This is a genomic window from Enterococcus haemoperoxidus ATCC BAA-382 (genome assembly GCF_000407165.1).
Classification (GTDB): Bacteria; Bacillota; Bacilli; order Lactobacillales; family Enterococcaceae; genus Enterococcus_L; species Enterococcus_L haemoperoxidus.
The window spans coordinates 914,767-928,811 of record NZ_KE136479.1; the positions used below are offsets into that span (position 1 = coordinate 914,767).

Consider the following 14,045-nt stretch of genomic DNA (forward strand, 5'->3'; position numbering starts at 1 on the left):
ATTTAAGTTAAATAATCAGGAGTTGGATGGTTAAAAATTACTGAGGTGGGGAAAAAATGAAAAAAGTCATCATGAGTTTACTATCATTGAGTCTATTTGCAGGAATTGCGGTAGGTTGTACCAGTGATCAAGACAAAACAACCAAGAAAAGTAAAGAATCCAAGGAAAGCACAGAAGTTACTTCTGGTGCATCAGCCAATGGCTATACAGATTTAAGTGAATTAGAAGATCAATATGACATCGTGATCATCGGTGCAGGTGGCGCTGGCATGACAGCTGCATTACAAGCAAAAGAAGCAGGAATGAATCCAGCTATCCTAGAAAAAATGCCAGTTGCAGGTGGCAATACAATCAAATCTTCTTCAGGTATGAATGCTTCTGAAACAAAATACCAAAAAGCAGAAGGTATCACAGATAGCAATGATAAATTCTTCGAAGAAACACTTAAAGGTGGAAAAGGAACGAATGACAAAGAACTATTACGCTTTTTTGTCGATCATTCAGCAGATGCAATCGATTGGTTAGATACGAAAGGAATTGAACTAAGCAACTTGACAATTACCGGTGGAATGAGCGAAAAACGCACTCACCGTCCAGCTGATGGTTCTGCAATCGGCGGCTACTTAGTTGATGGACTTGTTCGGAATGTCAAAGAAGAAAAAATTCCGTTATTTGTAAATGCAAACGTGACGGAAATCACTGAAAAAGACGGTCAAGTCAACGGTGTTAAAGTCAAACTAAATGACAAAGAAACAAAAGAAATCAAATCAAATGCTGTAATCGTTACAACAGGTGGTTTTGGTGCGAATAAAGAAATGCTAGAAAAATACGATCCAAAATTAAAAGATTATGTCACAACAAACCAAGAAGGTACAACAGGTGACGGTATCAAGATGATCGAAAAACTTGGCGGTGCAACAGTGGATATGAAAGAAATCCAAATTCATCCAACTGTTCAACAAGATAAATCATTCTTGATCGGTGAAGTTGTTCGTGGTGAAGGCGCAATTTTAGCATCACAAGAAGGTACACGTTTCGTGAATGAAATGGATACCCGGGATAAAGTGTCAGCGGCCATCACTGAATTGCCAGAAAAATCAGCATACCTAGTCTTTGATCAAGGTGTTCGTGATCGTGCGAAAGCAATTGATTTTTATGATGAACAAGGCTTTGTTGTAGAAGGTACAACAATTGAAGAACTTGCGAAAAAGATCGATATGCCAGAAGCCAAATTAAAAGAAACAGTAGAACAATGGAATAAAGAAGTTCAAGCGAAATCTGATACTCAATTTAATCGCGCAACAGGTATGGATCATGATCTATCAACTGGACCATTCTATGCAATCAAAATCGCACCAGGAATCCACCATACAATGGGCGGTGTGAAGATCAATACGAAAACAGAAGTCTTAAAAGAAAATGGCGCCCCAATCAAAGGATTATATGCCGCTGGTGAAGTAACTGGTGGATTACATGGTGCAAACCGTATTGGCGGAAACGCTGTAGCGGACATCATCATCTTTGGTCGTCAATCTGGAACAGAAGCAGCGAATTTTGCATCAGCACAAAAATAAGTAAGTCTAAGAAAACCAATAGATCGAACGTCCGCGTTTGCCTATTGGTTTCTTTTTATCGTCTAAATGAACTTATAATCAAAAACTAAGAAAGCAATTTTTCAAAAATACTGCTTTTTTGTCGAAAATATAGTAAAATACGAGAGGAACTAAACGAGAGGTGACGACGGAGTAATGGCACAATTATTTTTTAAATATGGCGCAATGAATAGTGGTAAAACAATTGAAATATTAAAAGTAGCGCACAATTATGAAGAACAAGACAAACCTGTTGTCATTATGACAAGCGGACTTGATACTAGAGATGGCGTTGGTGTCGTTTCAAGCCGTATCGGCCTTAGAAGAGAAGCAATCCCTATTTTTAAAGAGACGAATGTCTATGATTTGATCCAAAAGCTTGATTATAAACCTTATTGCATCTTAGTGGACGAATCACAATTTTTAGGCAAACAACACGTGATTGAGTTTGCCCGAGTTGTAGACGAATTAAATATTCCAGTTATGGCATTTGGTCTGAAGAATGATTTCCGTAATGAACTATTTGAAGGATCGAAATACTTGATGTTATATGCAGATAAACTAGAAGAACTTAAAACAATCTGCTGGTTCTGTCATAAAAAAGCGACGATGAATCTACATTATATTGATGGTCAACCAGTTTATGAAGGAACTCAAGTCCAAATCGGTGGAAACGAAGCTTATTATCCTGTGTGCCGTAATCATTATTTCCATCCACCAATCGATGGTGAGCAGGTAGAAAATAATTAACTCAGTAAAAAGTGGAAAATAAACGATACTTATCAACTAAAAAGAGGAGCAACTAACTATGTACGATCAGTTACAATCAATTGAAGATCGCTATGAAGAGCTGGGCGAATTATTAAGTGACCCAGAAGTCATCAGTGATACGAAACGCTTTATGCAATTATCTAAAGAAGAAGCGAATACCCGCGAAACAGTCGACGTTTATCGTCGCTATAAGCAAGTAGTCGAAGGAATCAGTGATACCGAAGAACTATTAGGTGAAAAGCTAGATGCCGAAATGGCTGAAATGGCCAAAGAAGAACTTTCAGAATTAAAAAAAGAAAAAGACGTACTGGAAGAACGAATCAAAATTTTACTATTACCGACAGATCCAAATGACGATAAGAATATCATTATGGAAATCCGTGGTGCAGCTGGCGGGGACGAAGCAGCTTTATTTGCTGGTGACTTATTCGGGATGTACCAAAAATATGCGGAATCACAAGGATGGAAAACGGATGTCATGGAAGCGAATATTACTGGAATCGGTGGATATAAAGAAGTGATCATGATGATTTCCGGAGATAATGTTTTCTCTAAACTAAAATATGAGAGTGGTGCGCATCGGGTTCAACGTGTACCGTCAACAGAATCTCAAGGCCGTATCCACACATCAACTGCAACTGTCGTTGTTTTACCAGAAGCAGAAGAAGTAGAATTAGATCTTGCAGATAAAGACATTCGCACAGATATCTACCATGCTAGTGGAGCCGGAGGTCAGCACGTCAATAAAACAGCTTCTGCTGTTCGTTTGACCCATATTCCAACTGGGATTGCTGTTGCTATGCAAGATGAACGTTCTCAAATCAAAAACCGTGAAAAAGCAATGAAAATTTTACGTGCCAGAGTGTACGACCAAATGCAGCAAGAAGCGCAAAGCGAATATGATGCAAATCGCAAATCAGCTGTTGGGACAGGAGATCGTTCTGAACGAATCCGTACCTATAACTTTCCGCAAAATCGTGTAACGGATCATCGTATTGGTTTAACCATTCAAAAACTTGATCAAATTTTAGCTGGAAAATTAGATGAAATCGTTGATGCATTAGTGTTATACGATCAAACATCAAAATTAGAAGAGATGCAAAATGGGTAACCGTTATTTTGAAGTCCTTGAACGGGCTTCTTCTTTTTTAGAAAAACAAGGACAAGAAGGCTATAGTATTCTTTTTGTTTTTCTAGAAAGAAAAGGCTGGACCAAGACGGATTGGCTGCTTCATCTGAAAGAAGAAATAACATCCGAAGACGAGCAACAAATCAATGAGGACGTATTGAGGCTTGCTCAAAATTATCCGCCACAATATTTATTGGAATATAGCGATTTTTATGGTCATCGTTTTATAGTTAATGAGCATACATTGATTCCAAGACCTGAGACAGAGGAGCTCGTCGACCGTTGCTTAAAAGAAAATCCAAATGAGCGATTGACAGTTGTTGATGTTGGGACTGGAACAGGTGCAATTGCGATTAGTCTAAAATTGGATCGACCAAATTGGCAAGTGACTGCAATCGATATTTCAGAAGAAGCATTAAACGTTGCCAAGAAAAATGCAGAACAATTAAAGGTAGATATTTGTTTTTGTCATGGCGATGCACTTAAACCAATGAAAGAGCAAAAAATCGATATCTTGATTTCAAATCCTCCTTACATCAGTAATACTGAATGGGACTTGATGGATGAAAGTGTGCGAACATTTGAACCCAAAACTGCATTGTTTGCAGAAAACGATGGGTTAGCGATTTATCAACGATTGGCTGAAGAAGCAAAAGAGTTGCTGAAACCAGATGGAAAAATTTATTTAGAAATCGGTTTTCAACAAGGCGAAGCAGTCAAACAACTTTTTCAGCAAACCTTTCCACAAAAACAAGTACAAGTTGCCCAAGACTTATCGGGAAATGATCGAATGGTGATTGTTTCATCTAAAAAAGAGGAGGGGTAGGAAATTGGAAACAAAACAATTTACAGCGGATAACATCGATCAAGCTGCAGAACTTATCCGTAAAGGAGAACTAATCGCTTTTCCAACTGAAACTGTTTATGGACTTGGCGCAAACGCATTGGATGAACGTGCAGTAAAGCAAGTTTATGCAGTTAAAGGACGCCCTAGCGATAATCCTTTGATTGTTCATGTAAGTGATTTTGAGATGGTTAAAAATTATGTGACGGACTTTCCTGAACAGACTAAAAAATTAGTGGATGCTTTTTGGCCGGGTCCTTTGACGTTGATTTTTAATGTGAAAACAGATGCTTTTTCTACTACCGTAACTGGTGGTTTGAAAACGGTCGCTTTTCGGATGCCTAATAATGAAAAAACACTGGAACTAATCAAAACAGCCAAGCTACCTCTAGTAGGACCTAGCGCTAATACTTCCGGAAAACCAAGTCCGACAACAGCAAAGCATGTGTATCATGACCTTCATGGGAAAATCGCTGGTATTCTAGATGATGGCCCAACTCAAATCGGTGTAGAATCAACGGTCTTAGATTTAACTGCTGCAGACGGAGTTCCGGTCATTTTAAGACCTGGTGCCGTTACACAAGAACGTTTGGAGCAAGTAGTGGGTAAGGTGATTGTTGATCAGCACTTAATCAGCGAAAAAGAAGCCCCTAAAGCACCTGGGATGAAGTATAAACATTATTCACCAGATGTCCCTGTTTGGATCGTAGAGGGTGATCAACAGACGTTTAAAAAAGCAATTGAATGGGCTGAAAGTAAAAATCAGCGGATTGGTTTGTTTGCGGACAATCAAGTTACAGAAATGTTTTCTGATGAAGTAGCAGCCATTTTTTCTTTTGGTGAAGGATCAGTGGAACAAGGAACTAAATTATTATTTGCAGGTCTGAGAAGTTTAGATGAACAAAATATCGATGTGATTTTTGCACAAGCTTTTCCAGAATCAGATCTAGGGATCGCTTACATGAACCGACTGAAAAAAGCAGCAAATCAAAAAATTCTAAAAATTGATTCGATTTTTGAGTAGAGAGCATTTAAGTATGATACAATCGGTACAAACAAATGAAATGGAGGCTTGTTTAATGGAGTATAAAACATTTGATCCTGATTTATGGGATGCAATTGCCAAAGAGAATGACCGTCAAGAAAACAACTTGGAGTTGATTGCATCAGAGAACGTTGTTTCTAAAGGTGTGATGGCTGCACAAGGAAGTATTCTTACAAATAAGTATGCAGAAGGTTATCCAGGGAAACGTTATTATGGTGGTTGTGAGTTTATCGATATCGTTGAAAATTTGGCGATCGATCGTGCGAAAGAATTATTTGGGGCTAAGTTTGCAAATGTTCAGCCGCACTCAGGTTCCCAAGCGAATACAGCAGCTTATCTTTCATTGATCGAACCAGGAGATACTGTTTTAGGGATGGATTTGTCTGCGGGAGGACATTTAACTCATGGTTCACCAGTCAATTTTAGTGGGAAAACCTATAATTTTGTAAGTTATGGTGTGGATCCCACAACTGAAGTGATCGATTATAATGTTGTACGTATTTTGGCTCGTGAACACCAGCCAAAATTAATCGTAGCAGGAGCTAGTGCGTATTCTCGGACAATCGATTTCGAAAAATTCCGTGAAATCGCTGATGAAATTGGCGCAAAATTAATGGTAGATATGGCACACATTGCGGGTCTTGTAGCCGCAGGTTTGCATCCAAATCCAGTACCTTATGCGGATATCACAACATCAACAACACACAAAACATTACGTGGGCCTCGTGGTGGGCTTATTTTAACGAATGATGAAGAGTTAGCGAAAAAAATCAATAGCAATATTTTCCCTGGTATTCAGGGCGGACCATTAGAACACGTGATTGCTGGTAAAGCAGTTGCCTTTAAAGAAGCGTTAGACATTAGCTTTAAAGAATATAGTGAACAAGTTATCGAAAATGCTAAAGCAATGACAAAAGTATTTAATCAGACACCAGAGGCTCGCTTAGTAAGTGGATCGACTGATAATCATTTATTGTTAATAGATGTTAGTGGTTTTGGTTTAAACGGAAAAGAAGCAGAAGCAATTTTAGATAGCGTAAATATCACGGCTAATAAAAATTCGATTCCGTTTGAACAGCTTAGTCCATTTAAAACAAGTGGTATTCGTATTGGAACACCTGCAATCACGACACGAGGATTTAAAGAAGATGATTGTGTAGAAGTTGCAAAATTAATCGTGAAAGTCCTAAATGATCATGAAAATGAAGCGACTCTTTCTGAAGTTCGTGCTTCTGTTAGTGAACTTACAAAAAAATATCCACTTTATAAGTAAAAGTTTCGAGTGATTGACTAGTCAATCGCTCGATTTTGTTTTACAATAGGAAGGAATAAATTATTGAAGGAGAATGAGCATGGGAAAATTCCAAGTTATTGATCATCCACTGATCCAACACAAATTAACAATCATTAGAGATAAGGATTGTGGAACAAAGGTTTTTCGTGAAGTCGTAAATGAGATCGCAATGCTTATGGCATACGAAGTTTCAAGAGATATGCCACTAGAAGATATTGTTATCGAGACACCGATTTGTGAATCTACACAAAAAACATTATCTGGTAAAAAGGTAGCAATCGTACCTATTTTACGTGCAGGTATTGGAATGGTAGATGGTATTTTGGAATTGATTCCAGCAGCAAAAGTTGGACATATCGGGTTATACCGTGATCATGATACATTAGAGCCAGTTGAATACTTTGTGAAGATGCCTGAAGATATTGATGCTCGTCAATTATTCGTAGTTGATCCAATGTTAGCAACAGGTGGATCAGCAATTATGGCGATCGACGCGTTGAAAGCACGTGGCGGCAGCAATATCAAATTTGTTTGTCTAGTAGCAGCGCCAGAAGGTGTGAAGGCCTTACAAGAAGCACATCCAGATATCGATATCTATACTGCAGCATTAGATGAGTATTTAGATAAAGATGGCTACATCGTTCCAGGCCTTGGCGATGCTGGTGACCGTTTATTCGGTACTAAGTAAAAATAAAATAGCTGCTAAAAACAACTTCATGTTTTTAGCAGCTATTTTTTATGAACTAAAAAATCCATCCAGTAATTATGGATGGAAAAATCTATACTTTTTTTAGTTTTTTGTAATTGATGACGATGACACCATTACTTTTAACCATTAAATCGGTGTTATCAGAATTTTCATCAATTTCCACAACAGCAGAATTATTTAATTGTTTCGTAATAATTCCAGTTTGTGGCTGACCATGCATCAAGAAAGTGACCTGAGTATCGACAGTGAATAAATCCCCTTCTGCAGAAGGCTCAACAGGACGATTAAAGTTACCGAAATTAGACATTCAAAAAAACTTCCTTTCTTAACTACTTCTATTATACCACAAATTAAGAAAAAATTCAGAAAACTAATTTTCTTTTAAAAAAGGAGGTTTTTTGTCTTTACAAAGAATGGGTTTAGTTCTATAATTTTTAGTGTATTGCCAGCTTAGCTCAGTCGGTAGAGCAACGCACTCGTAACGCGTAGGTCGTAGGTTCGATTCCTATAGCTGGCATCATTTAAACGTGAAAGATCAATGCTTGTAAGCATTGATCTTTCACGTTTATTTATTTTTATAGTAAAAAATCAGGATTTGACAATGTATAAACAAATTAGTTAGAGGACAATCTCATGATTTCGATATACTTTAGGCTTAAAAAAAACTATACAATTCATATTAAAATGATATATAATGTATTTTTAGTAATAAATAAATATAAAAGGGGAATTTGAAATGAAAAAAAAGTTATTAGTCGTTGGTGTTTTAGGAATAGTTGGCCTAGGATTATATGGTGGAACTGTTGTTAATGGTTGGCAATCAGGTTATGGAGATGACTATGTTTACATGCCTGACGGGAGTATACGTTCTAGTATACTCACATTGATCGAAAGAAATACTCTGGTTGAAACGGAAGATGGAAGTGAAAGTCTATTTGAAATCGAAAAGGAATTACCAACAGTCGATCAAATAAAAAAATATGCATATTCTGATCCGAATCAATATTTGGAGCTTGGAGAATTGAGTTTAAGTGGAATTCAAGGAATCCAACATTTAGGTGAAAATGTAAAGAAAATAAGGCTTTTTGAGATTGGAAACTCTGATATTACTCCAATATTTCTGATGGAACATCTAGAAGAGTTGGATTTAGAAGATGCTAATGTTACGATGAATGAGCTAGATCAATTGTTTACTTCTAAGCGCATGCCAAAACTGAAAGTTTTGCATGTAAGGGATTATGAATATTCGTTCAAAGATTTTTCAGACGTTAAAATACCTGAAAAGTTTCAAGATGTGCTATACAGAAATAGCACAACTTATCCCACAATTACGTTGTCCTCGGATGCAAAGGAATTAGTTATAAAAAATCCAATTCAGCTATCGAACAATAACGGTGGCGAAACAACATATACTTCTCAAGATAAGAATTTCAAAGTTGTTGGCAATGAATTAAGATGGGATCTTTCAACTAGTGAGGAGCCTAAATCATTTACATGGGAATATAAGTTGGCAGAGCCAAACCGTAATATCGTCTTTAATGGGGAAGTAAGATTAAAAGTCCTTTTTGAAGATTAAGAAACTATTAATATGAGTTGTAAGCACCTAATTATGGTGATTAAAGACTGAAGACAAAAGATACAAATAAATCTTCTTTATAAGAAGTTTGTTTGTATCTTTTGTAGTTTTAGCAAAATAATAAGCAAAGACTTTCATTCTCATTTTTTTGATATATTTAAAAGAGAAATTGTAGGCTGATTAATGATTGCTAGTATGAAAGATACAATTGTAATGGCGGAAGGTGGATTAATCGTCCATACAGATATAGATTCAGAATATATTACATTTGTTTCCAATAAGAGCTCTGAAAAATGGATCTATGTCTCATATAAATTCTAAAAGAAACTCATATGATAATAATTTGACTTAATCTTTCTATAAAATCATAAAAATAGAAGTAATAAATTGAGCGAAGTGATCCTAAAGTTTGAAAGTGTTCTATTATTTCTTCTAGAAAAAATAAAAAAACACAAAGTCAAAGTATACTATGTTACTATTTTTTTGTTAAAAAAAGATAAGTGAGAGGTTACGGATGGAAAAACTTTTGCACTATACGGGATTTTTATTGTTAGGATTTATACTAGTCTATGCTCCAGCAGTATTTGCGCAAGGCAATGTTTCTAGTTCAGGAATGAAAACTTCTGATGACGGGACAGACTATGTTCTTGTAGGGAAAGCCTTCCATGATATTTTCTCTGAGCCAACAAAAATAGATTTAAACCAAAATGAGATTGTCTATTTTCAACAAGAGTTGACGGTAAATAATGGTACTATGACAAAGTATTTGGCAAAGTTTATTAATCAAGACAGTCTAGGTAATTCTTGGTTTCAGTTCTCATCATATCCTACAGTTACTAAAGGAAATGCAAAGATAACTTATACGACAGACGGAATAAATTTTAGTGAAACACTTCCAAAGTTAAATGATCTAGTTGGTTATAAGATGGAAATTACTCAAAATATTGTACATCCTTCAGATGGAAATAATAGAGAAGCTGATTTGCTCATTTCATTCACAATGGCTCCCAAAAAAGACTATATTATCGAAAACAATGCGTTAGATAAGGATATCGTTCCTTTTAGTGGAGGTTATGATTCGGGTGGATATGGTACTTATTATGATTGGGGATTTAGAAGAGGTGTACACTTTACCAATATTCCAGTACCTGGGGCAGATGTTGAAGTTACTTATAAAGATAATGATGGTATAGAAATTCATGATCCCCAATGGATTAAAGGAAATGTAGGGGACACTTACGATACGACTACAGAACAATTCAAATTGGAAATTCCTGGATATACATTAAATCAAGAGAGGTTTCCGATAAATGCTATAGGTAATTTTACTGCTAAAAAGCAAGTAGTAAATTATGTATATAATAAAAATCCAGTAAAAGCAACCAGTGTAACAGTAAAGTATCAAGATGTTGATGGAAATAAGCTAGCCGACGATGTAGTGAAAACAGGAATGATTGGAGAACAGTATACTACAGAACAAAAAGAAATTCCTGGGTATGCTTTTAATGACATTCTAGGAAGTGCTGCTGGGGTGTTTACAGATGAAACTCAAACCGTAATCTATATTTATACACAAATTCCAACTAAGACAGCAAAAGTAACTGTAAACTATCAAGATGGTGCTGGGAATAAATTAACAGATGATGTGGTAAAAACTGGATTAGTTGGAGAGCAATATACCACAGAACAAAAAGGGATTCCTGGGTATATATTTAAAGAAGTTCATGGAAATATCAAGGGGAGATTTACCGATAACGCTCAAATTGTTACGTATGTATATGAAAAAAATAAGATACAACAGCCTAAAGATAACTCAAATAATAATAATCAAGCATTAACAAAAATACTTCCAAGTGCTGGTGAAAATAATAGCTATTCAAAAGTGTTGGGAGTATTGGGAAGTGTAATAATTATTTGTGCTTTTACTCGTTGGTTTATGATCAAGCAAAAGAAAGACCAAGAATAAAAGAGACAAATTACTAGTATTATGAAAAAGAGGACGAGACAAAAGCGTTTAGCTCCAAGAAATAAGAGGGAGCTGCTTTTTTTTCGCCGTTTATTCGGATTTAGAGCGCGAAACAAAACTGATCTTTAGTTTTGTCCCACAGTTTTTTTATTTCAGTAAGTATTACTCATTTAAAGGTTGCACAGCATAATCTGCTTCTTCTGGCGTGAATTTTTCACCTCGTAGAGTTTCAATATAGATCAAATACATAATCGTTGTATATTTGTAAAAAAGAGCCTACACTAAGAGTATAACTTAAGTATATAGGAGGACTGCATCATGTCAGAGAAAGTTGATAACATCAATAAATTAGCCAATGAAGCAAAGAAAGAAGTCGAACGCTTAGAAGACAAACGGCAAGAAAGCCTTGGAAACTCTATCAATTATATTGAGAATGAATTGCAAATCCAACGTTTATATGCTCAAATCGAAGCTTATGAAAAAGTTTTGGATGTTGTAAAATAAGTCTATTTTTGTAATGACGTAGTATAAAAAATCAAGTTTAATACCAATAGGCCAGACAAAACGATTTTAGTTTTGTCTGGCTTATTTTATTTAATAAAATTTTAAGAAAAAAACTGGACAGAATTATGAAAGAAAATTGGGAGGATTTTGAGGGGTGAGTCTTCATAAAATAATTTATTATTAAAACATAGGAAGTGCAAAGGTAAGTTTATAAAAAGGGAGAGAATCAAAATCGGAAAAGATCAAGAATATAAATATACAGATGCTGATGTAGATAGAATCGTTAAACAAAAGCTTCATCGTTGGCAACGAAAAAGAAAAGTAGAAATTGCTTGTTTCGAAAAGCGAAAAGACACTATTTCTTCTTACAAAGAAGCAGCGATTATTTTTTTAAGTAATGATCTACCTTTTGATATAGACGTTATAACTATAACAGAGTGTATTTTCAACAAATCTCTAATTCCCTAAAGTTTTTCCAAAATCATCAATACTATACTTTCTTTTCTCCCTATAGAAAGTTATAATAAAAAGCGTATGATTTAAGGAAAAGGGATGACGAATGAATAAAAATAAACTAATGCGTAACTTAGATAATAGAATTGATTATGGTGTGATTTTACCGGTATTCCTTCTTTCAATCATCGGAATACTGTCGCTTTATGTAGCGTTAAGCAATGATCCAAATCGACCAGAGATCGGCAATATGTTGATGAAACAAGGATTGTGGTATTTAGTCGGTGGCGTCAGTATTGTGATTGTGATGAATTTCAGCTCCAAGCTTCTTTGGCGACTGACACCTGTGTTTTATGTGATTGGATTGATTATGATGGGGCTGCTTTTAAAGTTCTATGATCCTTATCTAGAAGCGCAAACAGGTTCTAAAAACTGGATCAGTATAGGTGGGACAACTTTTCAACCTTCAGAACTGATGAAAGTAGCCTTTATTTTAATGCTAGCATATGTTGTGACGATGCATAATGTGAAGAATGTCAATCGAACGCTAAAATCTGATTTTTGGCTAATTGGAAAAATGCTATTGGTGACAATGCCTGTCATCATTTTGATTTTACTACAAGATGACTTTGGGACGATGCTAGTTTTCTTAGCAATTTTTGGCGGAGTTTTCCTGATGTCAGGGATCTCTTGGAAAATTATTTTACCAGCGTTTTTGGCAGCATTACTAATAGGTGCAGGCACGATTTACTTAGTGACCACGACCACTGGACGTGAATTTCTTTATTCAGTAGGGTTTAAACCGTATCAGTTTGATCGAATTGATTTATGGATGAATCCATTCCATCATGATCCCGATCGTTCTTTCCAACCAGCTTTAGCGATCACAGCGATTGGTTCTGGCGGATTGCTTGGAAAAGGGTTTAATGTTAGTGATGTATATGTACCTGTTAGAGAATCAGATATGATTTTCACCGTTGTGGGTGAAAACTTTGGTTTTATTGGCGGATGCTTTATTATTTTGCTATACTTTATCTTGATTTACCGCATGATTCGTGTTTGTTTTGAGACAAATAATGAATTTTATGCCTACATTGCGACTGGAATCATCATGATGATTTTATTCCACGTGTTTGAAAATATCGGGGCGAATATTGGACTTCTACCACTAACAGGGATTCCATTACCCTTTATCAGTCAAGGTGGTTCCTCTATCTTAGGCAATATGCTAGGAGTAGGATTGATTATGTCAATGAAATATCAAAAAGAAGCAACGATTGAAGACTATTAAATGAAAGAAGGCGTTAAAATGTACACATTTTTCTGGTATCCAAAATGTTCAACTTGTAAGAAAGCAAAAGCTTGGTTAGATGAGCATCAGGTAAAATACAAAACGATTGATATGATCGAAAATCCTCCAACTGCAAAACAATTAGCAAGCTGGATGGAGCAAAGTGATTTGCCAGTCCGCCGTTTCTTTAATACAAGCGGTATTCGTTATAGAGAACAAGGGTTGAAAGATAAAGTCAATGATTTTTCAATCAAAGAAGCAAGTGAATTATTAGCGACTGACGGTATGTTGATCAAACGTCCGATTTTTGTTAAAGGCGATCAATTTTTAGCAAACGGATTTAAAGAATCTGATTATGAAGGAGCTATTAAATAATGGCTGAAGAAGTGAAAATAATTGATAGTCTGTGGATTTTGAAAACAGATGCAGGTTATAAAATTGGTTTGACAAATGAAGCACAAGAAGATTTAGGAAACATCACTTTTGCAACGATGCCTAAGGTTGGTCAAAAACTGCAAAAAGGGGATTCACTAATCGAATTGGAAGCTGAAAAAGCTGTAAGTGAATTTAGTACACCAATCAGCGGAACGATTGTAGCAATTAATGAAGCAGCGGAACAAGATACTAGTGTTTTAGATGATGCAGATCAAAAAAATGCCTGGATCGCTATTTTAACGGATGTTGATGAAGCAGAATTGAATCAAGCGTAATAATAATTGACAAGCGATTTGGATATTGCTATAATTTCATCAATAAAAGTAAAAGCTTTGAAAAGAAGAGTACATGCCAAAAGTGTTTGAAGAGAGCTCTGTTTGCTGGAAATGGGTAACACGATTGAGATGGAAGATGGCCTTTGAGCGGAATAAGTGAG

General features: G+C 35.9%; 15 protein-coding genes, 1 tRNA gene and 1 other annotated feature (1 of these 17 running past the window's edge). Of the genes, 15 read left to right on the forward strand and 1 reads right to left on the reverse strand.

Going from position 1 to position 14,045, the window contains the following annotated elements; genetic code table 11:
- Window positions 1–56 precede the first annotated feature (56 nt).
- From I583_RS04310 to upp, 7 genes are all read left to right on the forward strand, one after another.
- Window positions 57–1,574 carry a flavocytochrome c gene (locus tag I583_RS04310; protein ID WP_010763347.1) on the forward strand — a complete coding sequence of 506 codons (1,518 nt, stop codon included), beginning with the start codon at window positions 57–59 and terminating at the stop codon, window positions 1,572–1,574.
- A 174-nt stretch (window positions 1,575–1,748) separates the two neighbouring features.
- Window positions 1,749–2,342 (forward strand): thymidine kinase, encoded by a 594-nt coding sequence (locus tag I583_RS04315; protein WP_010763348.1) that lies wholly within the window; start codon window positions 1,749–1,751, stop codon window positions 2,340–2,342.
- Window positions 2,343–2,400: 58 nt separating this feature from the next.
- Window positions 2,401–3,474, forward strand: coding sequence for a peptide chain release factor 1 (gene prfA, locus I583_RS04320; protein WP_010763349.1), 1,074 nt, complete (start codon window positions 2,401–2,403; stop codon window positions 3,472–3,474).
- Entirely contained in the window at window positions 3,467–4,318 is an 852-nt protein-coding gene (gene prmC, locus I583_RS04325) for a peptide chain release factor N(5)-glutamine methyltransferase (protein WP_010763350.1), read from the forward strand. The genes prfA and prmC overlap by 8 nt, the downstream gene beginning before the upstream one ends.
- 4 nt (window positions 4,319–4,322) lie before the next feature.
- Window positions 4,323–5,360, forward strand: coding sequence for an L-threonylcarbamoyladenylate synthase (locus tag I583_RS04330; RefSeq protein WP_010763351.1), 1,038 nt, complete (start codon window positions 4,323–4,325; stop codon window positions 5,358–5,360).
- Between the two features lie 55 nt (window positions 5,361–5,415).
- Complete coding sequence (glyA, locus tag I583_RS04335) at window positions 5,416–6,654, forward strand: serine hydroxymethyltransferase (RefSeq protein ID WP_010763352.1); 1,239 nt, start codon at window positions 5,416–5,418, stop codon at window positions 6,652–6,654.
- 79 nt (window positions 6,655–6,733) lie between these two features.
- Window positions 6,734–7,363, forward strand: a complete 630-nt coding sequence (upp, locus tag I583_RS04340; RefSeq protein WP_010763353.1) for a uracil phosphoribosyltransferase — start codon at window positions 6,734–6,736, stop codon at window positions 7,361–7,363.
- Between the two features lie 91 nt (window positions 7,364–7,454).
- On the opposite strand, the gene I583_RS04345 is transcribed toward upp, so the two are convergent.
- Window positions 7,455–7,691, reverse strand: a complete 237-nt coding sequence (locus I583_RS04345) for a hypothetical protein (protein ID WP_010763354.1) — start codon at window positions 7,689–7,691, stop codon at window positions 7,455–7,457.
- A gap of 137 nt (window positions 7,692–7,828) precedes the next feature.
- On the opposite strand from I583_RS04345, the gene I583_RS04350 reads away from it, so the two are divergent.
- The 8 genes from I583_RS04350 (at window position 7,829) to I583_RS04380 (ending at window position 13,884) form a co-directional block, all read left to right on the forward strand.
- Window positions 7,829–7,901, forward strand: a tRNA-Thr gene (locus I583_RS04350).
- A 219-nt stretch (window positions 7,902–8,120) separates the two neighbouring features.
- Window positions 8,121–8,960 (forward strand): hypothetical protein, encoded by an 840-nt coding sequence (locus I583_RS04355; RefSeq protein ID WP_010763355.1) that lies wholly within the window; start codon window positions 8,121–8,123, stop codon window positions 8,958–8,960.
- Between the two features lie 183 nt (window positions 8,961–9,143).
- Window positions 9,144–9,281, forward strand: coding sequence for a hypothetical protein (locus I583_RS16735; protein WP_010763356.1), 138 nt, complete (start codon window positions 9,144–9,146; stop codon window positions 9,279–9,281).
- A 193-nt stretch (window positions 9,282–9,474) separates the two neighbouring features.
- Entirely contained in the window at window positions 9,475–10,926 is a 1,452-nt protein-coding gene (locus I583_RS04360; protein WP_010763357.1) for a MucBP domain-containing protein, read from the forward strand.
- Between the two features lie 318 nt (window positions 10,927–11,244).
- Entirely contained in the window at window positions 11,245–11,430 is a 186-nt protein-coding gene (locus I583_RS04365) for a hypothetical protein (protein ID WP_010763358.1), read from the forward strand.
- 559 nt (window positions 11,431–11,989) lie between these two features.
- A complete protein-coding gene (locus tag I583_RS04370) occupies window positions 11,990–13,174 on the forward strand; it encodes an FtsW/RodA/SpoVE family cell cycle protein (protein ID WP_010763359.1) in 1,185 nt (394 codons plus the stop codon).
- Between the two features lie 18 nt (window positions 13,175–13,192).
- Window positions 13,193–13,549 (forward strand): arsenate reductase family protein, encoded by a 357-nt coding sequence (locus I583_RS04375; RefSeq protein WP_010763360.1) that lies wholly within the window; start codon window positions 13,193–13,195, stop codon window positions 13,547–13,549.
- The gene (locus tag I583_RS04380; protein WP_010763361.1) at window positions 13,549–13,884 is read left to right on the forward strand and encodes a glycine cleavage system H family protein; all 336 of its coding nucleotides are present in this window, start codon (window positions 13,549–13,551) and stop codon (window positions 13,882–13,884) included. Before I583_RS04375 ends, I583_RS04380 begins: the two co-directional genes overlap by 1 nt.
- A 48-nt stretch (window positions 13,885–13,932) precedes the next feature.
- Window positions 13,933–14,045 (forward strand) — a binding site (T-box leader) (it continues 132 nt past the right edge of the window).

Excerpts from the sequence above, each read along its gene's own strand:
- I583_RS04310 (WP_010763347.1), top strand. The coding sequence starts at position 57 with ATGAAAAAAGTCATCATGAGTTTACTATCATTGAGTCTATTTGCAGGA.
- I583_RS04380 (WP_010763361.1), top strand. The coding sequence starts at position 13,549 with ATGGCTGAAGAAGTGAAAATAATTGATAGTCTGTGGATTTTGAAAACA.
- glyA (WP_010763352.1), top strand. The coding sequence starts at position 5,416 with ATGGAGTATAAAACATTTGATCCTGATTTATGGGATGCAATTGCCAAA.
- I583_RS04345 (WP_010763354.1), bottom strand. The coding sequence starts at position 7,691 with ATGTCTAATTTCGGTAACTTTAATCGTCCTGTTGAGCCTTCTGCAGAA.
- I583_RS04365 (WP_010763358.1), top strand. The coding sequence starts at position 11,245 with ATGTCAGAGAAAGTTGATAACATCAATAAATTAGCCAATGAAGCAAAG.
- I583_RS04315 (WP_010763348.1), top strand. The coding sequence starts at position 1,749 with ATGGCACAATTATTTTTTAAATATGGCGCAATGAATAGTGGTAAAACA.
- prmC (WP_010763350.1), top strand. The coding sequence starts at position 3,467 with ATGGGTAACCGTTATTTTGAAGTCCTTGAACGGGCTTCTTCTTTTTTA.
- I583_RS04375 (WP_010763360.1), top strand. The coding sequence starts at position 13,193 with ATGTACACATTTTTCTGGTATCCAAAATGTTCAACTTGTAAGAAAGCA.
- I583_RS04355 (WP_010763355.1), top strand. The coding sequence starts at position 8,121 with ATGAAAAAAAAGTTATTAGTCGTTGGTGTTTTAGGAATAGTTGGCCTA.
- upp (WP_010763353.1), top strand. The coding sequence starts at position 6,734 with ATGGGAAAATTCCAAGTTATTGATCATCCACTGATCCAACACAAATTA.
- prfA (WP_010763349.1), top strand. The coding sequence starts at position 2,401 with ATGTACGATCAGTTACAATCAATTGAAGATCGCTATGAAGAGCTGGGC.
- I583_RS04360 (WP_010763357.1), top strand. The coding sequence starts at position 9,475 with ATGGAAAAACTTTTGCACTATACGGGATTTTTATTGTTAGGATTTATA.
- I583_RS16735 (WP_010763356.1), top strand. The coding sequence starts at position 9,144 with ATGATTGCTAGTATGAAAGATACAATTGTAATGGCGGAAGGTGGATTA.
- I583_RS04370 (WP_010763359.1), top strand. The coding sequence starts at position 11,990 with ATGAATAAAAATAAACTAATGCGTAACTTAGATAATAGAATTGATTAT.